This is a genomic window from Rhodanobacter spathiphylli B39 (assembly GCF_000264295.1).
Lineage (GTDB): Bacteria > Pseudomonadota > Gammaproteobacteria > Xanthomonadales > Rhodanobacteraceae > Rhodanobacter > Rhodanobacter spathiphylli.
The window spans coordinates 48,580-71,874 of sequence record NZ_AJXT01000018.1 but is presented as its reverse complement, the minus strand read 5'-3'; the positions used below and the strand labels follow the sequence as shown (position 1 = coordinate 71,874).

Annotated in this window: 21 protein-coding genes; 13 read left to right on the top strand and 8 right to left on the bottom strand. The window is 69.3% G+C overall.

Translation table 11 applies throughout. The features are described 5' to 3' along the window. Positions 1–3 precede the first annotated feature (3 nt). The 3 genes from dinB to UU7_RS08620 form a co-directional block, all read right to left on the bottom strand. Positions 4–1,077 carry a DNA polymerase IV gene (gene dinB, locus UU7_RS08630; RefSeq protein ID WP_007807387.1) on the bottom strand — a complete coding sequence of 358 codons (1,074 nt, stop codon included), beginning with the start codon at positions 1,075–1,077 and terminating at the stop codon, positions 4–6. A 58-nt stretch (positions 1,078–1,135) separates the two neighbouring features. Further along, positions 1,136–2,041, bottom strand: a complete 906-nt coding sequence (locus UU7_RS08625) for an ATP-grasp domain-containing protein (RefSeq protein ID WP_007807385.1) — start codon at positions 2,039–2,041, stop codon at positions 1,136–1,138. Between the two features lie 85 nt (positions 2,042–2,126). Further along, the gene (locus tag UU7_RS08620) at positions 2,127–2,450 is read right to left on the bottom strand and encodes a hypothetical protein (protein ID WP_007807383.1); all 324 of its coding nucleotides are present in this window, start codon (positions 2,448–2,450) and stop codon (positions 2,127–2,129) included. Positions 2,451–2,566: 116 nt separating this feature from the next. On the opposite strand from UU7_RS08620, the gene UU7_RS08615 reads away from it, so the two are divergent. From UU7_RS08615 to UU7_RS08585, 7 genes are all read left to right on the top strand, one after another. Further along, the gene (locus UU7_RS08615; protein WP_007807381.1) at positions 2,567–3,904 is read left to right on the top strand and encodes an APC family permease; all 1,338 of its coding nucleotides are present in this window, start codon (positions 2,567–2,569) and stop codon (positions 3,902–3,904) included. Between the two features lie 14 nt (positions 3,905–3,918). After that, entirely contained in the window at positions 3,919–6,051 is a 2,133-nt protein-coding gene (locus UU7_RS08610; RefSeq protein WP_007807379.1) for a hypothetical protein, read from the top strand. Positions 6,052–6,296: 245 nt separating this feature from the next. Then, a complete protein-coding gene (gene lexA / locus UU7_RS08605; RefSeq protein WP_040673126.1) occupies positions 6,297–6,917 on the top strand; it encodes a transcriptional repressor LexA in 621 nt (206 codons plus the stop codon). Further along, positions 6,917–7,540 carry a translesion DNA synthesis-associated protein ImuA gene (imuA, locus tag UU7_RS08600; RefSeq protein WP_007807376.1) on the top strand — a complete coding sequence of 208 codons (624 nt, stop codon included), beginning with the start codon at positions 6,917–6,919 and terminating at the stop codon, positions 7,538–7,540. The genes lexA and imuA overlap by 1 nt, the downstream gene beginning before the upstream one ends. Before the next feature lie 12 nt (positions 7,541–7,552). Beyond that, positions 7,553–8,953 (top strand): Y-family DNA polymerase, encoded by a 1,401-nt coding sequence (locus UU7_RS08595; protein WP_040673124.1) that lies wholly within the window; start codon positions 7,553–7,555, stop codon positions 8,951–8,953. Continuing rightward, positions 8,950–12,018 carry an error-prone DNA polymerase gene (locus UU7_RS08590; protein WP_007807373.1) on the top strand — a complete coding sequence of 1,023 codons (3,069 nt, stop codon included), beginning with the start codon at positions 8,950–8,952 and terminating at the stop codon, positions 12,016–12,018. Before UU7_RS08595 ends, UU7_RS08590 begins: the two co-directional genes overlap by 4 nt. Before the next feature lie 119 nt (positions 12,019–12,137). Continuing rightward, entirely contained in the window at positions 12,138–12,566 is a 429-nt protein-coding gene (locus tag UU7_RS08585; RefSeq protein WP_040673122.1) for a hypothetical protein, read from the top strand. Between the two features lie 39 nt (positions 12,567–12,605). Here the strand turns inward: UU7_RS08585 and UU7_RS08580 are convergent, their stop codons facing one another. The 3 genes from UU7_RS08580 to UU7_RS08570 are packed head-to-tail and all read right to left on the bottom strand — an operon-like array spanning position 12,606 to position 14,395. After that, positions 12,606–13,010, bottom strand: a complete 405-nt coding sequence (locus UU7_RS08580) for a hypothetical protein (RefSeq protein WP_007807369.1) — start codon at positions 13,008–13,010, stop codon at positions 12,606–12,608. Next, entirely contained in the window at positions 13,007–13,477 is a 471-nt protein-coding gene (locus UU7_RS08575) for an Mpo1 family 2-hydroxy fatty acid dioxygenase (RefSeq protein ID WP_007807368.1), read from the bottom strand. The genes UU7_RS08580 and UU7_RS08575 overlap by 4 nt, the downstream gene beginning before the upstream one ends. Before the next feature lie 21 nt (positions 13,478–13,498). Then, the gene (locus UU7_RS08570; protein WP_007807367.1) at positions 13,499–14,395 is read right to left on the bottom strand and encodes a phosphoribosylaminoimidazolesuccinocarboxamide synthase; all 897 of its coding nucleotides are present in this window, start codon (positions 14,393–14,395) and stop codon (positions 13,499–13,501) included. Between the two features lie 124 nt (positions 14,396–14,519). On the opposite strand from UU7_RS08570, the gene UU7_RS08565 reads away from it, so the two are divergent. The 3 genes from UU7_RS08565 (at position 14,520) to rpe (ending at position 16,523) form a co-directional block, all read left to right on the top strand. After that, positions 14,520–14,846: a c-type cytochrome gene (locus UU7_RS08565; RefSeq protein ID WP_007807366.1), complete on the top strand. Its 327-nt coding sequence runs from the start codon at positions 14,520–14,522 to the stop codon at positions 14,844–14,846. Beyond that, positions 14,843–15,655, top strand: a complete 813-nt coding sequence (gene djlA, locus UU7_RS08560) for a co-chaperone DjlA (protein ID WP_007807365.1) — start codon at positions 14,843–14,845, stop codon at positions 15,653–15,655. Before UU7_RS08565 ends, djlA begins: the two co-directional genes overlap by 4 nt. A gap of 187 nt (positions 15,656–15,842) precedes the next feature. Then, positions 15,843–16,523, top strand: coding sequence for a ribulose-phosphate 3-epimerase (gene rpe, locus UU7_RS08555; protein ID WP_007807364.1), 681 nt, complete (start codon positions 15,843–15,845; stop codon positions 16,521–16,523). Positions 16,524–16,667: 144 nt separating this feature from the next. Here rpe and UU7_RS08550 read toward each other — a convergent pair whose 3' ends face one another. Both UU7_RS08550 and UU7_RS08545 read right to left on the bottom strand, forming a co-directional pair. After that, positions 16,668–17,315: a class GN sortase gene (locus UU7_RS08550; protein ID WP_007807363.1), complete on the bottom strand. Its 648-nt coding sequence runs from the start codon at positions 17,313–17,315 to the stop codon at positions 16,668–16,670. Beyond that, complete coding sequence (locus UU7_RS08545; RefSeq protein WP_007807362.1) at positions 17,306–19,267, bottom strand: marine proteobacterial sortase target protein; 1,962 nt, start codon at positions 19,265–19,267, stop codon at positions 17,306–17,308. Before UU7_RS08545 ends, UU7_RS08550 begins: the two co-directional genes overlap by 10 nt. Before the next feature lie 650 nt (positions 19,268–19,917). Here UU7_RS08545 and pdsR point away from each other — a divergent pair. Genes pdsR through UU7_RS08530 form a run of 3 tightly spaced genes read left to right on the top strand, consistent with a single transcriptional unit; the run spans position 19,918 to position 23,237 of the window. Further along, positions 19,918–20,607 (top strand): proteobacterial dedicated sortase system response regulator, encoded by a 690-nt coding sequence (gene pdsR, locus UU7_RS08540; RefSeq protein ID WP_007807361.1) that lies wholly within the window; start codon positions 19,918–19,920, stop codon positions 20,605–20,607. Continuing rightward, a complete protein-coding gene (locus UU7_RS08535; protein WP_007807360.1) occupies positions 20,607–21,185 on the top strand; it encodes a hypothetical protein in 579 nt (192 codons plus the stop codon). The genes pdsR and UU7_RS08535 overlap by 1 nt, the downstream gene beginning before the upstream one ends. Before the next feature lie 27 nt (positions 21,186–21,212). Then, positions 21,213–23,237 (top strand): ATP-binding protein, encoded by a 2,025-nt coding sequence (locus tag UU7_RS08530; protein WP_007807358.1) that lies wholly within the window; start codon positions 21,213–21,215, stop codon positions 23,235–23,237. Positions 23,238–23,295: the final 58 nt, after the last annotated feature.

Genomic DNA, 23,295 nt, shown 5'->3' with positions numbered 1-23,295 from the left:
CGGTCAGGCAAACAGGTCGGACTGGGCCTGGTAGCTGTCGCGGTCGACGAAGCCGGACAGGCCCACGCCGACCAGCCGGTAGCGGCTGTCGGCCGGGCGTTCGACCCGCTCGCGCAGGGCGCAGGCGATGTCGCCCAGTTCGTCGGCGGACAGCGGTCGGGTGGATGGCGTGAGGCTGCGGGTCAGGGTACGGAAGTCGGAGGTCTTCAGTTTCAGCACCACGGTGCGCGCCACCCGTTCGCGCTCGCGCTGGTAGCCGGCCCAGGCCTTGGCGGCGAGCTGGCGGATGTGCGGTTCGAGATCGTCCAGGGTGAGGTCGTGCTCGAAGGTGTCTTCGGCGGAGATCTGCAAGGTGGGACGATCCGGCTGCACCGGGTGCTCGTCGATGCCCAGCGACAACTCGTGCAGGCGCCGGCCCCAGCGACCGAAGCGCTGTTCCAGCTCGGCCAGCGCCAGCGCCCGCAGGTCGGCCACGGTGACGATCTGCAGCGCCGCCAGCTTCGCCTCCATCACCTTGCCCACGCCGGGCAGGCGGCCCACTTTCAGCGGGGCGAGGAAGGCCTCGACCTGGTGCGGACGCACCACGAACAGGCCATCGGGCTTGCGGAAGTCCGAGGCGATCTTGGCCAGGAACTTGTTGGGCGCCACGCCGGCCGAGGCGGTCAGTTGCGTCTCCTCGCGGATCGCTGCCCGGATCGCCTCCGCCGTGGCGGTGGCCGAGGGCAGGCCGGTTTTCGTTTCAGTGACGTCGAGATAGGCCTCGTCCAGCGACAGCGGCTCGATCAGGTCGGTGTGCCGCGCGAAGATCTCGCGGATCTGCCGCGACACCGCCTTGTAGCGGACGAAGTCCGGCGGCACGAAGACCAGTTGCGGGCACAGGCGTTCGGCGCTGACCGCCGGCATCGCCGAGCGCACGCCGAACACGCGTGCCTCGTAGCTGGCCGCGCAGACCACCGAGCGGGCGCCACGCCAGGCCACCGCCACCGGCTTGCCGCGCAGCGAGGGATCGTCGCGCTGCTCCACCGACGCGTAGAACGCGTCCATGTCGACGTGCAGGATCTTGCGTGGCGAAGACATCGGGGGTTGCGGGAATCACGGCGTGCGGGGTGGGGCCATTGTACGCAGCGCCGTCGTTTCAGTGCCGCTGCGCAGCCGCCGGCGGCAGGTTCAGGCGTTGCGCCAGGTGCTGCGCCAGCCGTTCGGCCGCGTGTGCCTGCCCGGCCAGGAACAGGAACGGCTCGATCAGTTCCAGCTCCATGATCAGCAACCGTCCGGCGCTGACCACCCCGTCGACGCGGGCGTAGGCCAGCTCGCCGTGGTTCCGCGTGTCGACGGCGGCCAGCGCCGCAGCGGCCGCGGCAAGGATGGCCGCGTCGGGCTGGACCGCTTCGACGCTGCCGCCGAACTCGCTCTGCACCCGATAGTCGCCGGCGGCCGGACGCTTGATCACCGCGTGGCTGAACTCGCCGCCGAAATACAGCAGCGACCACTCGCCCGCGCTGACGATCTCCGGCACGAACGGCTGCACCAGGAAGTCGATGCCGCAGGGCAGCCGCGCCACCTCGTCGGCGAACGCCGCATCGCCGACCCGGCCGCGCAGCGTGTGCCAGGCGCCGCCGCTGATGCTCGGCTTGATCACCACCTGTTGACCCGGCATCGAGGCCAGCACGTGCGGAAGTTCGCCGGCAGCAGCGAGCCGGGTCGGGATGGTCGCCACGGCTTGCGCCGCCAGCTCGAGCAGGTAGCGCTTGTCGCTGTTCCAGCGCAGCACGCGACTGTCGTTGAAGGTGGCGACGCCGAGCCGGTCGAGCCGGTCCAGCCAGGCGATGAAGTCGGCGTGGTGCTTGTAGTAGTCCCAGATGGTGCGGATCAGCACCGCGTCGAACGACGCCCAGTCGATCGCCGGATCGTTCCACACGCACGACACCGGCGTGACGCCGCGCTGTTCCAGCCGGCGCGCGAGTTCGGCGTCATCAGGCTGGATCGAGGGAAGCTCGGCCGAGGTGGCGAAGGCGAGTCGGCGAGTGGCGGTGGCGGACAAGGTGACACCTCATGCGGGAGCGCAGGACGGCTCTTCGTGGCCATCGGGTGGGCGTGCTGCCGAGTCTCTGCACGGCGGGCGCCTTTCAGTGCTCATGTTCCCATCTCACCTCGATGGCGTCGCCATCCATTGCGCCGGTCCAGTAAGTGCCCAGCCGTACCCAGCCCGAGCGGATGCGCTTGAGCGAGTCGTCGTAGACCGCCACGTGGTAGACCACCTGGGATCTGGACGTGGTGAAGAGCATGCCCAGGGGCATCATCAGGCGGCGCTTCGCGTGCAGGATCCGGTAGCTGTTTGCGTCGGCCCAGGACTGCAGCAGTGCGCGCGCCCTGAGGTAATGGCGGTAGCTGTAGCAGCCGGCCAGGACAAGCACGATCAGGCAGAGCGGCAGCAGGCCAAGGTTGTTCATCGTTTGCGGTCTTCCGGAAGGCGGGCGATGGATGAAGCCCGCTCGCGAGTGCGTGAACCGTAGCAGACGGCCGATGGGACTGGCTGAAACGGCCCGGACAATGGCAAGGTAGGCGGATGCTGACCGAACCCGCCAATGCCTATGCCCGTCGCCTGAACACCTGGGACGCCGCGATGATCGTCATCGGCGGCGTGATCGGGGCGGGCATCTTCCTCACCCCGGCCACCGTGGCACGCAGTACCTCCTCCGGGGCCGAGGTGCTGATGTTGTGGGTGATCGGCGGCCTGCTCACGCTGGCCGGCGTGCTGTGCTACGCCGAGCTGGGCGCGCGGCGTCCGCAGGCGGGTGGCATCTATGTCTACCTGCGCGAGGCATTCGGCCTGCTGCCCGGTTTCCTGTTCGGCTGGACCATGGCGCTGATCAACTACCCCGGCAGCGTGGCCGCGGTGGCGACCATGTTTGCCGACTACCTGTGCACGGCGCTGGGCCTGCCCTCGCAGGTCTACGTGAAGCCGGTGGCGGTGGGTGCGATCGTGTTCATCGTCGGCATCAACCTGTTCGGCATCCGTGCCGGCGCGTGGATGCAGAACATCTTCACCGTGCTGAAGCTGATCGCCGTCACGCTGCTGGTGGTCGCCGGCCTGGTGCTGGCACACGGCCAGCCGGGGCCGGCGCTGGCGACGGACACCCTCCATCCGGTGTCGTCCTGGGCGTTTGCCGGCGCGCTGCTGCCGGTGCTGTTCACCTATGGCGGCTTCCACTATCTCAACGATCTCGCCGGTGAGGTGCGCAATCCGCAGCGGACCCTGCCGCGGGCACTGGGCATGGGCATGGTCGGCGTGGTGGTCTGCTACGTGCTGGTCAATTACGCCTACCTGGCCGGACTGGGCCATGCCGGGCTTGCCGCCAGCACGGCGCCGGCGGCCGACCTGATGCGCGGCCTGTTCGGCGACGCCGGGGCCACCGTGATCGCCGTGGGCATCGCCTGTTCCACCTTCGGCTATTGCAGCATCGCGATCGCCGGTGGCGCGCGGGTGCTGCAGACGATGGGCGCCGACGGCGTGTTCTTCCGTGCCGCCGGACGCGTCGACGCGCGCACCCGCGCGCCGCAGATCGCGCTGGCCCTGCTGGGCGGCTGGGCCGCCGTGCTCACCTATTCGGGCAGTTTCAACCAGTTGCTCAACTACACCACGGTGGGCGAGTGGCTCGGCCACGTGTTCGGCATCGGCACGCTGTTCTGGTATCGCAAGCACTTCATCGACCAGCCGGCGCCGTATCGGGTGCCGTTCTATCCGCTGCTGCCGCTGATCTTCGTGATCACCGTGTTCGGCGTGATCGTGGCCAGCGCGATCCATGCCCCGGGCGACGCCGGCATGAGCCTGCTGATCATCGCGCTGGGCGTGCCGGTGTATTACGGCTGGCAGCACTGGGTCCGCCGGCATCCCGTCGGGTAGCGCGGGCACGCGCGATGAGATGGCGCGGCTGGCTCGCCCTGTGTTGCCTTTGCGGCCTGCAGCCCGGCCACGCCGCTGCACCGGCGCTGCCCGATCTGGCCGGTGCCGGTGCGCGGATCGGTCTCGACCAGGTGCGCCGTGTCGGCGCGGTGGAACACGCGGCTGACGGCGTGGCGCAGCAGCGCTATGCGTTCCAGCCGGCGGCGCATCCATCGATCGTGATGACGCCGGCGGGCGATGCGTGGGACTGGTCGGGCGCGGGCGAGCTGCATGTGCGGGTGCAGAACGCGATGCCGTGGGCGGTGACGCTGGACATCGAGATCGATGGCACCGGGTCGACGCGTCTGCAGGCGCGCGTGGGCGTGCCGGCCGGGCCGGCGCAGACGCTGGTGGTTCCGCTGCGCGCCACTTCGCCACGCGAACAGGGCATGCAGGTGGGGCCGCCGATGCCGTTCGAGTTGCGCGGCCGGTCGATCCTGCTGGCGACCACCGTGCAAGGCACGCTGGATCGACACCACGTGCGCGCGATTCGCCTGGGCATCCCGGGGCCGCAGGCGGTGCAGACCCTGCTGTTCGGCAAGCTGTCCGTCACCGCGGGCGAGGCCACGCTGCACGAGGCCTATGCCGGCATCGTCGATCGCTACGGACAGTACACGCGCGGCCGCTGGCCGGAGAAGATCGATTCCGATGCCGCGCTGCGCGCGGCGGTCATGGCCGCTCCGGAGGCCGCGAAGCCCGCCGGCGTCGACGCTCATGGCGGACGTCTGGACGGCCAGAAGCTGCGCAAGACCGGCTGGTTCCACGCGCAAAGGCAGGCGGGTCGCTGGCAACTGGTGACGCCCGAAGGCCACCCGTTCTTTTCGCTGGGCGTCAATGCGGTCAACATCGGAGACCAGCGCACCCGCGTCGAGGGGCGCGAGTTCATGTTCACCGGGCTGCCGCCGGACCGTGGCGCATGGGCCGCGTTTCATGGGCGCGGCGACAGCCGGCGTCCGGGCCAGGCTGCCAGCAGCGGCATCGGCCATGACCACGGGCGCTGGTTCGACTTCCACGCGGCCAACCTGTATCGCATCGATGGTGCGGGCTGGTTGTCCGCATGGCGCACGCGCACGCTGGACCGGTTGCAGGCCTGGGGCTTCAACACCCTCGGCAACTGGAGCGATCCGGCGTTGGGCCAGGCCCACCGGCTGCCGTATACGCGCTCGATCAACATCATCGGCGACTACGCGAATGTCTCCAGTGGCTACGATTACTGGGGCCGCATGCCCGATCCGTTCGATCCCCGTTTCGTCGCCGCCACCGAGGCGGCGGTAGCGAAGGCCAGTGCCGACGTGCGCGACGATCCCTGGCTGCTCGGCTACTTCGCCGACAATGAACTGGCCTGGGCCGGCATCGGACCGCAAGGTCGCTGGGGACTGGCGCTGGGCACCCTGGCGGGCGAGGCGGCAAGCCCGGCCAAGCAGGTCTTCATCGCGATGCTGCGCAAGCAGTACGTGACGCCGCAGGCGCTGGCCGCCGCGTGGGGCATTCCACTGGACTCGTGGAAAGCGCTGGACGCCACCGGCTACGCCGCGCCCGTGCCGAGCGAGGCGCATCCGGCGATTGCCCGCGACTACAGCGCATGGCTGAGCCACTACGCCGACGCCTATTTCCGCATCGTGGCCGCAGCGATCCGCCGCCACGATCCGCACCATCTGTTCCTCGGCGGCCGGTTCGCGGTGTACACGCCCGAAGCCGTCGCGGCCTGCGCGCAGTATTGCGACGTGGTCAGTTTCAACGCCTACGCCGACCTGCCGCAGCACCACATCGACATGGCCCGGATGCAGGCGCTGGACAAGCCGGTGCTGATCAGCGAATTCCACTTCGGCTCGACCGATCGCGGCCCGTTTGGCGCAGGCGTGGTGCCGGTAGGGAACGAGGCGCAGCGCGGCGAGGCCTATGCGAAGTACCTCGCGGCCGCCGCGGCGAATCCGCAGGTCGTCGGCGTGCACTGGTTCGAGTACACCGACCAGCCGGTGACCGGTCGCCTGCTCGATGGCGAGAACAGCCACATCGGGCTGGTGGGCATCACCGACATTCCGTTTGGCGGCTTTGTGCGGGCCGTGCGCCAAGCCAATGAACAGGCGCAGCCATCAGGCGGGCGTTGACGATGGACGCAAAAAAAACCCGCAGAGGGGGATCTGCGGGTTTCGGGGGGTTCCATCTTGATCGCGTGGAGGAGGAGGGGAGCCTCGCCACGCAGCGGGAAGGTTGTCTCACGACATGGGCTTAATGTACTACGCGGTTTGTTAATGCCGCGTAACTGGGCTGCCACAACGGCTCGCCCGCTTTGCCGATGGGCTCCGCAGCGCCAGACTGTATTTTCACCACAAAAGGTGAAAACATGGCGGCCATGAGCCTGCACCTGACCAGCCGCCAGTCCAACATCCTCGAGTTCATCCGCGCCCGCGTGGCGCGGGATGGTCAGGCGCCCACGCTGGAGGAGATCGGCCAGGCGATGGGCCTGCCCCACGTCAGCGCGGTGCTCAAGCACGTGCGTTCGCTGGAGGCCAAGGGGCGGCTGGCGATCGAGCCGAACCGTTCGCGCGGCATCCGCCTGGTGGACGCGCCCGACGCGCTGGATGCGGACACCCTGGAGCTGCCGCTGGTCGGCCGCATCGCCGCCGGCGAGCCGCTGTTTTCCGAGTCGCGGATCGAGCGCAGCCTGCGCGTGTCGCGTTGGCTGTTCCGGCTCACGCCGGATTACCTGGTGCGGGTGGTCGGCGATTCGATGCGCGATGAGGGCATCCTCGACGGAGATCTGGTCGGCGTGCACGCCACGCCGGTGGCCCGGCACGGCCAGGTGGTGGCGGCGCGCGTCGGCGGCGACCGCTTCACGATCAAGCGGCTGTACTGGCAGGGCGAGGTGATCCGGCTGCTGCCCAACAGTCCCGGTTACCAGCCGATCGACCCCGACCCCAGCGAGGACTTCGCCATCGAAGGCCTGTTCGCCGGTCTGCTGAGGGGCGGCTGATGGCGGCCGTGATGCCCTTGTCGAACCTGCTCGATGCGCGCCGGGTCTGGCGCGGCCGGGCCGAACCGCTGCCGGCCGGCGAGCAGCCCACCGGCTGGGCCGCGCTGGATGCGGTGCTGCCCAGCGGCGGCTGGCCGGCGGCGGCGCTGTCGGAAATCCTGCTGCCGCTGGATGGCGTGGGCGAACTGCAACTGGTGCTGCCCACGCTGGCGCGCCTCAGCCAGGGCGCGCGGGCGGTGGTGCTGGTCGCGCCGCCGTATCTGCCCTGCGTGGCTGGTTGGCGCCAGCACGGCGTGGACATGCGCCGGATCGAGATCGTCAGCGCGACCGAGGCCGACGTGTTGTGGGCGACGGAGCAGTGCCTGCGCTCGGGCAGTTGCGCGGCGGTGCTGGCGTGGCCGCGGCAGGCGGACGATCGCGCGTTGCGCCGGCTGCAGGTGGCCGCCGACGGCGGCCGCGCGCTGGCCTTCGCATTCCGCGACCGACAGCATCTCTCCAATGCCTCGCCGGCCGCGTTGCGGCTGGAGCTGGAAGCGCGGCCGCAGGCGCGGGTATGGGTGCGCAAATGCCGTGGCGGCGCGCTGCCCGCCCAGCCGGTGGCGCTGCCGCGCGCCCTGCATTGATGGTGGGCGCCGATGTTGTGGGCCTGCATAGCGTTGCCGCAGCTGGCACTGGACGGTGTCCTCCGTCGTCGTGCGGACGCGGGCCCACTGGTACTGGTGGCCGGCACCGGACATGCGCGCAGCATCGTGGCGGCGAACGCGGCCGCGCGCGAGGCCGGCCTGCGCGTGGGTCAGCGACTGAGCGCGGCGCAGGCGCTGCTGGCGCAATTCGAGGCACTGCCGTACCAGCCTGAGCGGGTCGATCAGTGGCATCGGTTCCTGGCCGCGGTGGCCTATCGCTACAGCGCCGAGGTGAGCCTGCTGCCCCACGCGATCGTGCTGGAGGTCAGCCGCAGCCTGAACCTGTTCGGTTCGTGGCCGCGGCTGGAAAGCCTGCTGCGCGCCGATCTCGATGCGCTGGGTTTCCGCCACCGGATCAGCGCCGCGCCCACGCCGCATGCGGCGCATGTGCTGGCCGGCGTCGCCGACGGCCAGGCGGTGCTCACCGACGAACAGCTGCGTCACGCATTGCAGCGCATCCCGCTGGCCCAGAGTCGCCTGCCTGCGGCGGCGGCCGAGGCCTTGCCGGGCATGGGCATCCGCACGCTGGGCCAGTTGCTGGCGCTGCCGCGCGACGGCCTGCGCCGGCGTTTCGGTGCGGAGTTGCTGCTCGCGCTGGATCGCCTGACCGGCGCGGCCCCGGCCGGCCTGGAAGCGTATCGGCCACCCGACCGCTTCGACCTGCGCATCGAGCTGACGCACGAAGTCGAAGCCATTGGCGCGCTGGTCTTTCCGCTGCGTCGCATGACGTCCGATCTGTCCGCCTATCTGGCCGGTCGCGACGGCGGCGTGCAGCGTTTCACGTTGCAGCTGGAACATCGCGAGGGACACACCGAGGTGAAGGTGGGCCTGCTCGCGCCCGAGCGCGAGGCCGGCATGCTGTTCGAACTGGCGCGCGCGCGGCTGGAGCAGGTGCAACTGCCGCAACCGGTCATCGCCATGCGCCTGCTCGCGCGCGATCTGCCTGCGTTCGTGCCGGCCGGCCGCGACCTGTTCGACGAGCGTCCCGCCAACGCGTTGCCGATCGAACAGCTGCGCGAACGCCTGCGTGCGCGGCTGGGCGATCGCGCCGTGCATCAACTGGGCAGCACCACCGATCCGCGGCCCGAGCTGGCGCAGAAAGTGACGGCCCACGATGACGGCTGGCAGGAACCCTCGCCGCGACCGACCTGGCTGTTCGAGCGGCCGATTCCGCTGCGCGGTGCCGCGCCGCGCATCCTGGCCGGCCCCGAGCGACTGGAAACCGGCTGGTGGGATGGCGGCGAGGTGTGCCGCGACTACTACGTGGTGGAGACCGCGCAGGGCCAGCGCGGCTGGGCGTTCTGCGCGCCGGGCGAGCGCGACGGCTGGATGCTGCACGGCTGGTTCGCATGAACGCGTATGCCGAGCTGCATTGCCTGTCGAACTTCTCGTTCGGCCGCGGCGCGTCCAGTGCGCGCGAACTGTTCGAGCGCGCGAAAGTTTGCGACTACGAGGCGCTGGCGATCACCGACGAGTGTTCGCTGGCCGGCATCGTGCGCGCGCTGGAAGCCTCGCGCGCCACCGGCGTCAAACTGATCGTGGGCGCCGAATTCCAGCTCGACGACGGCCCCAGGCTGGTGCTGCTGTGCGAGAACAAGGCCGGCTATACCGCGTTGTGCAAACTGATCACCCGCGGCCGCCGGGCCTCGGTCAAGGGCACCTATCGCCTGCATCGCGCCGATCTCGCCGATGGCGTGCCGGGCACCTTCGCGCTGTGGCTGCCCGGGCGCGAGCCCGATGTCGCCCACGGCCGCTGGATGCGCGACACCTTCGCCGGGCGTGCGTGGCTGGCGGTGGAGTTGCATCACGGGCCGGACGACGCCGGGCGCCTGCGCGAGCTGCAGCGACTCGGGCACAGCCTCGACCTGCCGCTGGTCGCCGCCGGCGACGTGCACATGCATGTGCGTCGCCGGCTTGCGCTGCAGAACACGCTGACTGCGATCCGCCATCGCGTGCCGCTGGCCGAAGCCGGCGCGCTGATCTTCCGCAACGGCGAGCGCCACCTGCGCCGGCGCGAGGCGCTGGACGCGATCTATCCCGCCGAACTGATGCACGAAAGCACCGCCATCGCCGCGCGCTGCACGTTCAGCCTCGACGAACTGACATACCGCTATCCCGCCGAGCTGGTGCCCGAAGGCCACAGCGCCAGCAGCTGGCTGCGGCACCTCACCGAAAAGGGCATGCGCTGGCGCTGGCCGAATGGCGTGCCAGAGAAGGTTCGCGCACAGATCGAGCACGAACTGGGGCTGATCGAGGAGCTGCAGTACGAGTCCTATTTCCTCACCGTGCACGACATCGTGCACTTCGCCCGCAGTCAGAAGATTCTCTGCCAGGGCCGCGGCTCGGCGGCCAACTCCGCCGTGTGTTTCGCGCTCGGCGTCACCGAGGTCGACCCGGCGCGGATGAACCTGCTGGTGGAGCGGTTCATCAGCAAGGAGCGCAACGAGCCGCCCGACATCGACGTGGATTTCGAGCACGAGCGGCGCGAGGAGGTGATCCAGTACATCTACGCCAAGTACGGTCGCGAGCGCGCCGCGCTGGCGGCCACGGTGATCTGCTATCGCGGCAAGAGCGCCGTGCGCGACGTGGCCAAGGCGCTGGGCCTGCCGCCGGACCAGGTGGATCAGTTGAGCGGCATCTTCGGCTGGCGCGGTGAGCAATCGCTGGACGAGCGCCTGCGCGAACACGGTTTCGATCCGCAGGGTGCGGTACTGCGCCGGGTGCTCAAGCTCACCGCCGAGTTGCGCGACATGCCGCGGCACCTGTCGCAGCACGTGGGCGGTTTCGTGATCAGCGACGCGCCGCTGGCCGAACTGGTGCCGGTGGAGAACGCGGCGATGGCCGATCGCACCATCATCCAGTGGGACAAGGACGACCTCGACACCATGCGCCTGCTCAAGGTCGATTGCCTGGCGCTGGGCATGTTGAGTTGCGTGCGCCGTTGCCTGGACCTGCTGCGCGCCCATCGCGGCCAGGATTACAGCCTGGCGACGTTGCCGGCCGAAGACCCGCAAACGTACGAGATGATCCAGCGTGCCGACACCGTCGGCGTGTTCCAGATCGAAAGCCGCGCGCAGATGGCGATGCTGCCGCGGCATCGCCCGGAAAATTTCTACGACCTGGTGATCCAGGTGGCAATCGTGCGGCCCGGCCCGATCCAGGGCGACATGGTGCATCCGTACCTGCGCCGTCGGCGCGGCGAGGAGCCGGTGGACTATCCGTCGGAGGATCTGAAGGCGGTGTTCGAACGCACCCTGGGCGTGCCGCTGTTCCAGGAGCAGGTGATGAAGCTGGCGATCGTGGCGGCCGGTTACACGGCCGGCGAAGCCGACCAGCTGCGCCGCGCGATGGCGGCGTGGAAACGTCATGGCGGCATGGAGCACCATCGCGAGCGGATCATCCGCGGCATGCTCGAACGCGGTTACACCGCCGAGTTTGCCGCGCGATTGTTCGAGCAGATCAAGGGCTTCGGCAGCTACGGTTTTCCCGAGAGCCACGCGGCCAGTTTCGCCGGCATCGTCTACGCCAGCTGCTGGCTGAAATGCCACGAGCCGGCCGCATTCGCCTGTGCCCTGCTCAACGCACAGCCGATGGGTTTCTACGGGCCCAGCCAGATCGTGCAGGACGCGCAGCGCCACGGCATCGCGGTGCGCCCGGTCGACGTGCGCCACAGCGAGTGGGACTGCACGCTGGAAGACGACGCACGCGATCAACCGGCGCTGCGGCTCGGCTTGCGGCAAGTGCGTGGTTTTCGCGAAGACGTCGCCGAACGGATTTCGGCGGCACGCGCCGCGCGTGCCTTCGTCGACGTGACGGATCTGTGCGCCCGCACCGGCATCGACCGCCGCCAGCAGGAACTGCTGGCCGAGGCGGGCGCCTTGCGCGGCTTGGCGGGTCATCGCCATCGGGCGAAGTGGGCGGTGGCCGGCGTCGAGCCGCAGCTGCCGCTGTTCGGACGCGCCAGCCCGGCGGAAGAGGCCATCGCGCTGCCGGTGCCGTCGGTCGCGGAAAACCTGCAGTCGGACTATGCGCGTACCGGGCTCAGCCTCGGCCCGCATCCGCTGCAACTGATCCGTTCGCGCCTGCGCGCGGCGCGTTTCGCCGACTCGCGCAGCCTGCGTGGCCAGCGGCATCAGAGCCTGGTGCGCGCCGCCGGCCTGGTCACCCAGCGCCAGCGCCCGCAGACCGCCAGCGGCGTCACCTTCATCACCATCGAAGACGAGCACGGCGCCATCAACGTGGTGGTCTGGAGCCAGGTCGCCGAGCGGCAGCGGCGTGCGTATCTGGAGGCGCGCCTGCTCGGCGTGGAAGGGCAATGGGAGTGCGTCGACGGCGTGGCCCACCTGATCGCCCGGCGGCTCACCGACATGAGCGCGTGGCTGGGCGAGCTGGACAGTCGCTCGCGCGATTTCCATTGAATGTTCCGCGTGCGCAACCCGTGCGCTGTCGCGCGCCGCGGAATCGGGTAGGCTGACGCCACCGTCGCGACCGGCATGGGGATGCCGTCGCGCGGTTCTCTTTCCAATCCGGGGGATTTATGGGTACTTCTTCGTTGGCTGCATTGGCCGGCATGGGCCTGTTCGCCATGCTGGTGATGATCGTGGTGGGCATCCTGGTGGCGGCACTGGTGCTGAGCGTCGCCTTCCGGCTGGTGGTCGGCGTCATGCCGTCCTACCTGCGTGCGCTGGGCGCGGTGGTGCTGAGCTGGGTCGCGGGCGCCGTGGCGATGGTGATCATCGGCATGGTCAGCTCCGGTGGCGGCGGCGGACTGCTGTCGCTGATCGTGCAATTCCTGGTCGGCGCCTTCGTGGTGAACTATCTGCTGCTGTCGCAGAACGGCAGCCAGATCGGCTTCGGCAAGGCCTGCCTGGTGCAGGTGATCTACCTGGTGATCTTCCTGGTGCTGGCGATGATCTTCGCTGCGCTGATGGCGGTGTTCTTCGGCAGCATGCTGGCGCACGGATGATGCATCGAAGGGGCGGGACACCCGCCCCTTCGTCGTGTTTCAGGCCAGGCTGGTGGCCACGCCGAAGCTGATCGCCATGATCGCGGCCACCGCCATGCAGGCGCTGCCCGGGCGGATGCGGTGGGCATCGATGCGCGGCACCAGCCGCCACAGCAGGACGGCGCCGATCAGCATGTCCAGCACCAGCATCCAGCGCAGCAGGCCGGAACTCAGCAGCGCGCCGTAGGGCGGGTGCAGGTGGCCTTCATGGGCGGCCACGCCGACGACCAGCAGCAGGCCGATCATCGTCCACAGCAGGCAGGCCAGGTAGATGCGGTTGAACACCACCGCGCAGCGCTCGGTCCAGCGCAGCACCGACCAGCCGATCAGGGCGAACACCAGCGCCGCCATGCTGCTGTAGAGCACCCACCACAGCAGGGTGCTGATCACCGTGAGAAGCGTCATGTGATCTGCTTGAACCCCAGTTTGCGAAACAGCTTGGCCATCAGCCAGGCCGGGCCGACCAGCAGATAGGAAAGGTCGGTGAGGAAGCTGGGCTTGCGTCCCTCGTACTTGTGCCCGATGAACTGGCCGATCCAGGCCACCACGAATACGCCGATCGCGAGGTAGCACAGCTGCGCGGCGCCGAGCCGGTAGTACAGGAAGTTGGTGAGCAGGCCGAACAGGGCGAACACCACCAGCAAGCCGAGCGCCAGCTGGTGCGAGCGCCGCCAGTACCAGTAGAACGCCAGCACCATCACCAGCACCGCCCACGAGCCGGGACGCAGCTGGCCGATTGGCACCGGGATCGCCCACAGCAGCGCGATCACCGACCACAGGATCGGCGGCACGCAGAACCAGTGGAACATCTGGTTGGTCGGGTTCTGGTGGTCGCCGCTGTAACTGTCGAGCCAGTCCTGCATGGTGCGCATGGCGTTCCCCCGTTGAACGTTTCAGTCGAGCCGGATGCCTGCCAGGCGCTGCAGGGCTTCGGCATATTTGGCGGCGGTGCGGGCGATCACGTCGTCCGGAATCACCGGGCCGGGCGCGGTCTTGTTCCAGTCCTGCGTTTCCAGCCAGTCGCGCACGAACTGCTTGTCGTAGCTGGGCGGGCTGATGCCCACGCGGTATTCGTCGGCGGGCCAGAAGCGCGAGGAATCCGGGGTCAGCATCTCGTCCATCACGTACAGCTTGCCGCTGGCATCGGTGCCGAACTCGAATTTGGTGTCGGCGATGATGATGCCACGTTCGGCCGCATAGGCGGCTGCCCAGCGATAGATCGCCAGGGTGGCGTCGCGCACCTGGCCGGCCAGTTCGCTGCCGACCGCATCGATCACCGCGTCGAAGCTGACGTTCTCGTCGTGGTCGCCCACGGCGGCCTTGGTCGACGGCGTGAAGATCGGTTCGGGCAGTTGCTGCGCCTGCTGCAGGCCGGCCGGCAGCGCGATGCCGCACAGCGTGCCGGTGGCCCGGTAATCCTTCCAGCCCGAGCCGATCAGGTAGCCGCGGGCGATGCATTCCACCGGCACCGGCTTCAGCCGCCGCGTCACCACCGCGCGCTTTTCGTACAGCGCGAGATCGGTGCCTGGCGGCAGCACGTCGGCCAGCGGCACGTCGAGCAGGTGGTTCGGCACCAGGTGGGCGGTCTTGCCGAACCAGAAATTGGACATCTGGGTGAGCATTTCGCCCTTGCCCGGGATCGGGTTGGGCAGCACCACGTCGAACGCCGACAGGCGATCGGTGGCCACCATCAGCAGGCGGTCGTCGTCCAGCGCATAGACATCCCGCACCTTGCCGCGGTGGATCAGTTCGAGTCCGGGAAGGTTCGATTGCGGCAGGATGGTGGGCACGGCAGCGGGTTCCACGTGGCGGAGAAGCAACCATTCTAGCCGTTGCGACAGCGTCGCCGGTAACGCGCTGTGGGGTTTCGGGGGCACTGCTAGAATTGGCGTCCTTTGGCCCCATGTGTTGCCGATGCGCATTCCATTGATCGCGGTGCTGGTCCTGCTCGCCGCCCCCACGCTCCACGCCGGCACGCCGGCAGCCCCGGCCCGGCTCGGCCTGTGTGCCGCCTGCCACGGTGCCGACGGCCACGCCAGCATGCCCGGCGTGCCGAACCTGGCCGGGCAGCGGCTTGACTACCTGCGCGACGCGCTGAAGCAGTACCGCGACGGTCGCCGCAACATTCCGGTGATGCGCGCCGCGATCGGCCCGGTCAGCGACGCCGAGCTCGACGCGCTGGCGCGCTGGTACAGCGCGCAGCTTCCCCAACCGCAAGCCCAACCGCAAGGGCAGCCATGAGCTTCACTTATACGCTGTGGTTCGCGTTCTTCGGACTGATCATCGGCCACCTGCCCGGTGCGGTCACCGGCGCGGTGCTCGGTTTCATCTTCGACAACATGCGCTACAGCCAGCGCAAGAACGCCACGCCGGAAGCCGGCGGGTTCGTGGGCCCGCTGTTCACCCTGCTGGGCGCGGTGGCGAAGTCCGACGGCCGCGTGTCGGAGCAGGAGATCGCGATCGCCGAACGGCTGATGACGCGAATGAACCTGGATACCGAGCTGCGCAAGCAGGCGGTGGTCAGTTTCAACGTGGGCAAGCAGCCGGAGTTCGATGTCACCCGCACCATCGCCGAGCTGCGCAACTGGGTCGGCCTGCGTCGCGACCATGCCTTCCCCGTGCTCGACGTGGTGATCGAGACGGTGCTGGCCGAAGGCAATCCGCCCCCGGAGAAGATGTCGATCCTGCGCCAGCTTGCCTTCGCCCTGCGCATCAGCGACATGGAGCTGATGGCGCTGATGGCGATGAAGGGCTATGCATGGAATGCCGGCTCCGGCGGTCCGCGCGGCGGCAACCAGCATTACGGCAGCGGCGGTGGCTACGTGCCGCCGCAGCGCACCCCGCAGGGGCCGGACCCGTACGCGGTGCTGGGCATCGACCGCAACGCCGACGAACGCGCGATCAAGCGCGCCTACCGCAAGCTGATCTCCGAACACCACCCCGACCGCCTCGGCGACCTGCCCGAAGACATGCGCAAGCGCGCCGAATCGCGCGCCAGCGAGATCAATGCCGCGTATGACCGGATCAAGGAACAACGCGGCTTCAAATAGACGAGATGCGCTCCCTCCCCTGCAAGGCAGGGGAGGGCCGGGGTGGGGTCGCTCTTGATCTTCAAATCAAAAGCGCACCCCCTCCCGACCTCCCCCTGCTTGCAGGGGGAGGAGCAAAGCGTCAACGTCGTGGCAGACTTGAAGTTCGTTTTCGCGCACCCGTCGTACTCTTTATCCAGGCCCTGTCATGCCCAAGCAATCCCCCATCATCGCCCCTTCGATCCTCGCCGCCGATTTCGCCCGGCTCGGCGAGGACACCGCCGCGGCGCTGGCCGCCGGTGCCGACTGGGTGCATTTCGACGTGATGGACAACCATTACGTGCCGAACCTCACGATCGGCCCGATGGTGCTGCAGTCGCTGCGCAAGTTCGGCATCACCGCGCCGATCGACGTGCATCTGATGGTCAAGCCGGTGGACCGCATCGTGCCGGACTTCGCCAAGGCCGGCGCCAGCCTGATCAGCTTCCATCCGGAGGCCAGCGAACACATCGACCGCACGCTCGGCCTGATCAGGGAATCCGGTTGCCAGGCTGGCCTGGTGTTCAATCCGGCCACGCCGCTGGATCATCTCGACTACGTGATGGACAAGCTCGACATGATCCTGATCATGTCGGTGAACCCGGGTTTCGGCGGCCAGAAATTCATCCCGGGCACGCTGGACAAGCTGCGCCAGGTGCGCGAGCGGATCGAGGCCAGTGGCCGCGACATCCGGCTCGAAGTGGATGGCGGTGTCACCGCGCAGAACATCGGTGCGATCGCCGCCGCCGGCGCCGACACCTTCGTGGCCGGCTCGGCGATCTTCCACGCCGCGGACTATCGCGCCGAGATCGAGGCCATGCACCGGGCGATTGCCGGATCGCGCACATAAAAATCCCGACGCAGTGAACGGCTGCGCCGGGATAAACGTCGTCGGAGACGTGAGAGGAAACACCATGATTGGTGTGCCGGCACGGCCACTACGGGGAGGGACTCACGCCGTGCCGGCACGTTCCACGGCAAGGAACCGCACCAATCACCAGTTCTGACCGGGCTGGTCAGCTTTGGTTCCCGCGATGCGGGGCGAAACCGCCATGCCGTCATTCAGTTTCAGCCGGCGCGCCTGCACCACGTAGCGCAGCGGGCCGCCCGGGACCACCGCATCGAACGGATAGCAGGTGACCAGCCATAGCCCGTCCATGCTGTCGCGGGGCGGGATGCGCGCCTGCCGGCGGTCGATGACGCGGCTGTCCGTCACCACGTAGTCGCTGCTGCCGCGCGGGCCGTCCAGGACCAGCCGGTCGCCCGGGTGCAGCGAGGGCAGGAAGCGGAACTGGGTGTCGCGATGCGCGCTGATCACGCCGAGTCCCGCAGCACCCGGGCGCACGCCGCCGGTACTCCAGCCCGGGCCGAACGCCAGCGCCTGGCCGCTGTCGCCATCCAGCACGATCAGGTCCTGATGCAGGCGCGGTACGCGCAGCCGCGCCAGCGGCGCGATGTCGGCCCACGGCCACGGCCGCTGCGCCAGCCGTCCGTGATCGGAGCGCGCCCAGGCCCGCTCCAGCAGCAGCTGCGCCAGCGCGGCCTTGGCGTGGATCCAGACGCCGTCCAGGCCCAGCCCCGCGGCCAGCATCAGCGCGCCGAACATCAGCGCGCGCCATGCCCGCTGCCGGATCATCGGCATGCCCGTTGCCGCCACCACGCCAGCGACGCCAGCAGCAGCGCCAGCAGGGCCAGCCAGAGTTCCAGCTCGGCCGCCGTGGCGGTCTGCGCGAAGTGGGTGCCGGCGGGCATCACGTTGGGAATCTGCTGGTGCTTCAGCGCGGCATCGGCGCTGCGCGCCGGGGTCTGGTCCACCGCCACCAGGCTGGTATAGGCGCTGACCAGATGCGCATCCAGCGCGGTGCGGGTGATCGCCTCGACCAGCTCCGGCGCATCGCCGCCGCGGGCCAGCTGGTCGGACAGGTCGGCGATGCGCGACTGCGCCCACAGCCGATCAAGTCCCGCGGCCGGCCTGGCGGCGGACAGATCCGCGGGCACCGTCCACGCCCGCTCGGCCAGCTGGCCGTGCACCTGCACGCGGTCGACCGGCGCGGCCAGCCGGGCGGTGACCAGCAGCGGCTCGCCCAGGTACAGGTCGGGCAACTGCCGCGGATAGACGTCGCTGCCGGCCGGCCAGTCCACCTTGAGGTCGCGCAGGGCAGGGTGATCCAGCCGGGCCAGCAGGCTGACCATCGCCTTGCCCACGTTGCCGGTGTCGGTGACCAGGGTTTCGCTGCCGCGACCATGACGCGCGGCGGCCTGCAGGAAGCCTGCGTTCGGCGCATTGCCGATGCCGATCGGGAACAGTCGCGAATCACCCAGCTGCTCGTCGATCAACTGCATCAGGCCGTTCGGATCGTCGACCGCGCCGTCGGTGGCGAACAGCACCTGGCGCACGTAGCCGGGCGGCGCATGGCCGGCCAGCGCGAAGCGCAGCGCCGGCGCCATCTCGGTGCCGCCGTTGGCCTGCAACTGGTCGACCCAGGCGCGGGCTTTCTGCAACGCCTCGGGCGTGGCGGCCACCGCCTCGCTGGACCACGGGTTCAGTGTCGAATTGAATTCGGCCACGTTGAAGCGGTCGCCCGGCTGCAGCTGGCTCAGCGCCAGATCCAGCGCCGCGCGCGCCTGGCGGATCGATTCGCCGCCCATCGAGCCGGAGGTGTCGATGATCAGGATCAGCTCGCGCGGCAGGCGCTGCGCCTGTTGCTGCGGCGGCATCAGCATCAGCATCGCGTAATGGGCGCCATCGATGTCCTGGCGGAAGCTGGCCACGTTGGGCTGGGTTTGCGGCTGCGGCTGCCAGCTCAGCACGAAGTCGCGGTCCGGCAGCACGCTGGCGTCGCGCAGGCGAATGTCCCAGCGTTGGTCGTGCCGCGTGCTGATGATCGCGTGACTGGAGCTGTCCACGCTGGCCAGCGGCACGCCGGCATCCAGCTGCACCGCGATGTGCGTGCGCAGCGGCGCCTGCGCGTTGTCGTCGGCAAACACCTGCGGCGTGTCGATGCCGGCGTCCCCGGGCCGGGCGCCGTCGCGCATGTGGTAGCGCGGGGTGAAGGTCAGCGGAAAGCGCAGCGAGAACCTGCCCGCGCCGTAGTCGACGCGCTGCCAGTAGCGCAGCACGATCGTCACCGTTTCTCCCGGCGCAACGTTGGTCACCGCAGTGCGGAACAGGTTGCCCTCGTCGGCCTCGACCAGGGCCGCGCGCTTGCCGCTGTTGCGTGCCTGTTCGAACACCTTCTTCGCCGCTTCCTTGCGCTGGATGTCGGCCACGACACGGCGTTCGCCGATCTCCAGCGACATCGAATACACCGCCGCGCCGTCGGGTAGCGGCAGCAGGTACTGCGCCTCCAGCCAGTCCTTGCCGCTGTTGCGGAACTGCTGGCGCAGCTGGACTTCGGCAACCAGTCCGCTGACCTTGTACTCGACATCGGTGTCGAGACTGGCAAGCGCCTGCAGCTGGCCGCTGGCATCGCGCCAGCGCAGTTCGCCGCTGCCAGGTTCGGTGGCGTGCGCGGCGAGCCCGAACGAGGGGCCGGCGAACAGCAGGCCGGCGAACAGCAGCAGGTGAAAGAAGAGTCTGGATGATGCGCGCATGGCCGTCCCTTGGTCGTTGGCGGGGTTGTTGGCGGGTGCTACGGCTGCATTGCCGCATCCGGCGCGGCGCGGGCCGCGTCGGGAATGCGGCGGCTTGCGGCGCAATCGGGGCAGAACGATGGCAGGCGCTACGGACAAAAAAATCCCCTCGCGAGGAGGGGACAAGGAACCACCATGTCGGACGGAACAGGGGAGGCCGGAACTAAAGCGGTTGCCAGTCCGCGTCGGGCTCGTCCTGGCCAACGCCCGCTGCGCTTCCCTGCGCAGCGAACGTGCCAGTGCCTTCCACGGCGGGCGGAAGCAGGCGGAACAGGGGGAATCGGTGGAGGGTCATGACAGTCTCCCGAATCAGGGGTGGAGCATCAGATGCCGAGCAGCAAGCCCAGCAGCAGGGCGCCCAGCGCCAGGGTGATGCGCAGCGGTTCGAAGCCGTGCAGTTCGGCATTCGCGTCGCGCGGGTCGGTATCGAGTTTCATGAGTTTTCTCGTCGGGGGGGCGACTCCATCAAAACGCCGGTGGCGGCGCGTGCGGCGGCGGCGAGCGGCCGGTTTGCCGTTCGCTTGTGGCAAAACGCGGGCATTCGTCGCCGATGGCTTGCGTCCGGGTGCTTCGCATAGCACGCTGCGCCCACCATTCGAAGGGAACGCATCATGGGCCGCAGCATTGCCATCGTCGAAGACGAACCGTTGATCCGCGCCAACTACGTCGAGGCGCTGAACCGCTTCGGCTACGACGCGCGGGGCTACGGCTCGCGCCAGGAGGCGTCCAGCGCATTCGCGATGAAGCTGCCCGAGCTGGTGATCATCGACATCGGCCTGGGCGACGAGCCGGAAGGCGGTTTCGACCTGTGCCGCGAGCTGCGCGCGAAATCCTCGACGCTGCCGCTGATCTTCCTCACCGCGCGCGATTCGGATTTCGACGTGATCTCCGGCCTGCGCCTGGGCGCCGACGACTACCTCAGCAAGGACACCAGCCTGCACCAGCTGGCCGCGCGCATCGCCGCGCTGTTCCGCCGCATCGAATCGCTGAAGGCGCCGGCTTCCAGCGAGACGGTGATCGAGCACGGCCCGCTGAAGCTGGAATCCGAGCGCATGCGGATCACCTGGAACGACGAGGAGATCCCGCTCACCGTCACCGAGTTCTGGATGGTGCACACGCTGATCCGCTTCCCCGGCCACGTGAAGAACCGCGACCAGCTGATGCGCGAGGCGGAACTCGTCGTGGACGACGCCACCATCACCTCGCACATCAAGCGCATCCGCAAGAAGTTCATCGCGGTGGCGCCGGAGTTCGACGCGATCGAGACCGTGCACGGCGTGGGCTACCGGTGGAAGCCGTGATGCGTGGCGCATGGCTGGTCGTGGCGTGGTGCGGATGGGCCACGCTGGCGCAGGCCGCGACGCCGACGGATGACGTGCTGGCCCGCGGCGCCCGCGACGGCAGCGCGCCCGCATGGGCGATCAGCGTGGCCACGCCGGCCGGCTGGACGCGCGACTGCTGCACCTACGCCCGCGCCATCGGCGTCAATGCGGTGCTGTACCAGGGCGAATGGAGCGGCAAGCCGCAGCGGGTGATGGTGCTCAACGTGTGGCCGCGCGAGCTGGGTACGCTGGCCGATGAAGTGCAGGCCGATCGCAAGCGCTACCTGCAGCACGACCCGGCCGGCAAGGCCTCCACCTTCGTCGTGCGCCATCCGGCGATGCCGTGCGAGGCTTCGGTGTACGAAGGCAGCGACCACGTCGACGACGTGCTGGTGTTCTGCGACCCCGGCGCCGCCAGCGGCGTGCGGCTGAGCTGGTCGATGGCCTTCGACGATGCCGATCCCGCGCGCCAGGCGCTGCTCGATGACTTCATGCGCGTGGTGGTGGCCAGCCGCTGGATGAAGGACACCGCGGCACCGGCCACGCATGCACCCTGATCTTCCTCGCCCTGATCGACCGCTCCGATGAGCCTGCGCCGCAAACTGCTGCTGGTTGCGCTGTGCACGCTGGCCCTGCCGATCGCGGGCTGGCTGTACGTGCGGCAGATGGAAACGCTGCTGCGCGAGGGCCAGGCGCAAGCCCTGCTGGCCTCGGCCAATGCGGTGGCGCGCAGCCTGGTGGTGACCGGCGCGCTGCCGCCGGTGAGCGCCAGCAACTGGTACGTGGAATCGAGCGCGCAACCGATCACCGTCGATGGCTACGGTGACGACTGGGCGCCGCTGACGCCGTGGAGCCAGTCGCTGGGGTCGCACGGCAAGCTGCTGCTGGCGGGCGACGACAACTGGCTGTACCTGTATGCCGACGTGCGCGACACCCGTCGCACGCGTGCCGATGCCGATGATGCGAACGCGCTGGCGGCCGACCACCTGATCCTGGCGCTGGGCAATGCGAACGGCCAGCGCCGCTACCTGGTGGCCAGCGCGGCGCCCGGTGCGCTGGCGGCGCGCCCGCTCGATCCGCCGGTCGACGGCCTGCCCGAAATGATCCCCGCGCAATGGCAGGAGGATGGCAGCGGCTACCGTGTCGAACTGCGGTTGCCACGCAGCCTCGCCTTGCGCCGCCTTGGTGTCGGCATCTACGACGCGACGGCCGGCGGCGACCGCATGGCAGCCGACACGCGCCCGCTGCTCGACTACTCGGACAAGTTGTCCGGCGAACTGGCCCAACTGGTGCCCGACCAGGTGCAGGCGCGCGTGCTGGCGCCGCAGGGCTGGTTGCTGGGGCGCAGCGGAAGGTTGAACACCTTGCCGGGCAGCGATGGCCAGCCGGGCTGGTTCGCCGCGCTGGTCTATCGCTCGCTGCTGGCCAACCGCCTTGAGGATGCCAACCTGTGGGCGCAGGACGTGCCGCGGCTGGACAGCGGCGAAGTGCGCCGCGCCGCAGGCGGACAGCCCGCCACGGTGTGGCGCAGCGGCGAGGAGCGCGGCAGCGTGGTGCTGGCCGCCGCGGTACCGATCGAGCGGGCCGGCAAGGTCGATGGCGTGCTGCTGCTGGAACAGCCCAGCCGCACCGTGCCGTTGCTGGCCAACCGTGCCCTGCTCGGCCTGTTGCTGACCAGCTTCGGCGTACTGCTGGTGGCCGGCGGCATCCTGCTGTGGTTCGCCACGCGGCTGAGCCTGCGGCTGGGTCGCCTGCGCAACGCGGCCGAGCGCGCCCAGTTCAACGATGGACGTCTGGACGGCCTTTTCGACAGCGGCAAGTTCCCGATGACCGACGCGCCGGACGAGATCGGCGACCTGGCCCGCAGCTTCGAGCGGCTGTTCGAGGTGGTCGGCAGCTATACCGACTACCTGCGCACGCTGGCCTCGAAACTCTCGCACGAACTGAACACGCCGCTGGCGATCGTGAAGTCCTCGCTGGACAACCTCGAACACGCCCTGCAGGCGCAGGACCGCCTGCCCGCCGACGCGCAGCCCTACCTGGCGCGCGCCCGCGACGGCGTGGCGCGGCTGGGCGCGCTGGTGCGCGCGATGAGCGAGTCGAGCCGGATGGAGCGCTCGATCACCGCGGCGGAGCCGGAGGATGTCGACCTGCGCGAGGTGGTGCGCGGTTGCGCCGAGGCCTACCGGCCGCTGATCGGCACGCGCCGCCTGGCCTGCGAACTGCCGGCCGGCCCGATCAACCTGCACTGCGCGCCCGAGCTGATCGCCCAGGCGCTGGACAAGCTGCTCGACAACGCGCTGTCGTTCACCCCGCCCGACGGCTGGTTGCGCCTGAGCCTGGCGGCCACGCCCGACGGCGCCGAGATCGAGCTGGCCAACCAGGGCCCGCCGCTGCCGGCCGCGATGCAGGGCCGGCTGTTCGATTCGCTGGTCAGCCTGCGCGACAAGGCCACCCCCGGCGACGCGCCGCACCTGGGCCTGGGCCTGTACGTGGTGCGCCTGGTGGCCGAACGCCACGGCGGCGTGGCCAGCGCCCGCAACCTCGACGACGGCAGCGGCGTGGCGTTCTCGTTGCGCCTGCACGGAATGCCGCGGCCGCGGTTGTGAACCGCGCCGTTCGCTCACGCTGTCGCCGGCTCTGCCCTACAATCGGCGATCCTGCCAG

Bases quoted from the DNA above. Each gene is read 5' to 3' on its own strand.
- rpe (WP_007807364.1), top strand. From the start codon at position 15,843: ATGCCCAAGCAATCCCCCATCATCGCCCCTTCGATCCTCGCCGCCGAT.
- UU7_RS08575 (WP_007807368.1), bottom strand. From the start codon at position 13,477: ATGCGCACCATGCAGGACTGGCTCGACAGTTACAGCGGCGACCACCAG.
- UU7_RS08595 (WP_040673124.1), top strand. From the start codon at position 7,553: ATGTTGTGGGCCTGCATAGCGTTGCCGCAGCTGGCACTGGACGGTGTC.
- UU7_RS08535 (WP_007807360.1), top strand. From the start codon at position 20,607: ATGCGTGGCGCATGGCTGGTCGTGGCGTGGTGCGGATGGGCCACGCTG.
- pdsR (WP_007807361.1), top strand. From the start codon at position 19,918: ATGGGCCGCAGCATTGCCATCGTCGAAGACGAACCGTTGATCCGCGCC.
- UU7_RS08545 (WP_007807362.1), bottom strand. From the start codon at position 19,267: ATGCGCGCATCATCCAGACTCTTCTTTCACCTGCTGCTGTTCGCCGGC.
- UU7_RS08565 (WP_007807366.1), top strand. From the start codon at position 14,520: ATGCGCATTCCATTGATCGCGGTGCTGGTCCTGCTCGCCGCCCCCACG.
- UU7_RS08530 (WP_007807358.1), top strand. From the start codon at position 21,213: ATGAGCCTGCGCCGCAAACTGCTGCTGGTTGCGCTGTGCACGCTGGCC.
- UU7_RS08620 (WP_007807383.1), bottom strand. From the start codon at position 2,450: ATGAACAACCTTGGCCTGCTGCCGCTCTGCCTGATCGTGCTTGTCCTG.
- UU7_RS08580 (WP_007807369.1), bottom strand. From the start codon at position 13,010: ATGACGCTTCTCACGGTGATCAGCACCCTGCTGTGGTGGGTGCTCTAC.
- dinB (WP_007807387.1), bottom strand. From the start codon at position 1,077: ATGTCTTCGCCACGCAAGATCCTGCACGTCGACATGGACGCGTTCTAC.
- UU7_RS08610 (WP_007807379.1), top strand. From the start codon at position 3,919: ATGAGATGGCGCGGCTGGCTCGCCCTGTGTTGCCTTTGCGGCCTGCAG.
- djlA (WP_007807365.1), top strand. From the start codon at position 14,843: ATGAGCTTCACTTATACGCTGTGGTTCGCGTTCTTCGGACTGATCATC.
- imuA (WP_007807376.1), top strand. From the start codon at position 6,917: ATGGCGGCCGTGATGCCCTTGTCGAACCTGCTCGATGCGCGCCGGGTC.
- UU7_RS08550 (WP_007807363.1), bottom strand. From the start codon at position 17,315: ATGCCGATGATCCGGCAGCGGGCATGGCGCGCGCTGATGTTCGGCGCG.
- UU7_RS08585 (WP_040673122.1), top strand. From the start codon at position 12,138: ATGGGTACTTCTTCGTTGGCTGCATTGGCCGGCATGGGCCTGTTCGCC.
- UU7_RS08615 (WP_007807381.1), top strand. From the start codon at position 2,567: ATGCTGACCGAACCCGCCAATGCCTATGCCCGTCGCCTGAACACCTGG.
- lexA (WP_040673126.1), top strand. From the start codon at position 6,297: ATGAGCCTGCACCTGACCAGCCGCCAGTCCAACATCCTCGAGTTCATC.
- UU7_RS08590 (WP_007807373.1), top strand. From the start codon at position 8,950: ATGAACGCGTATGCCGAGCTGCATTGCCTGTCGAACTTCTCGTTCGGC.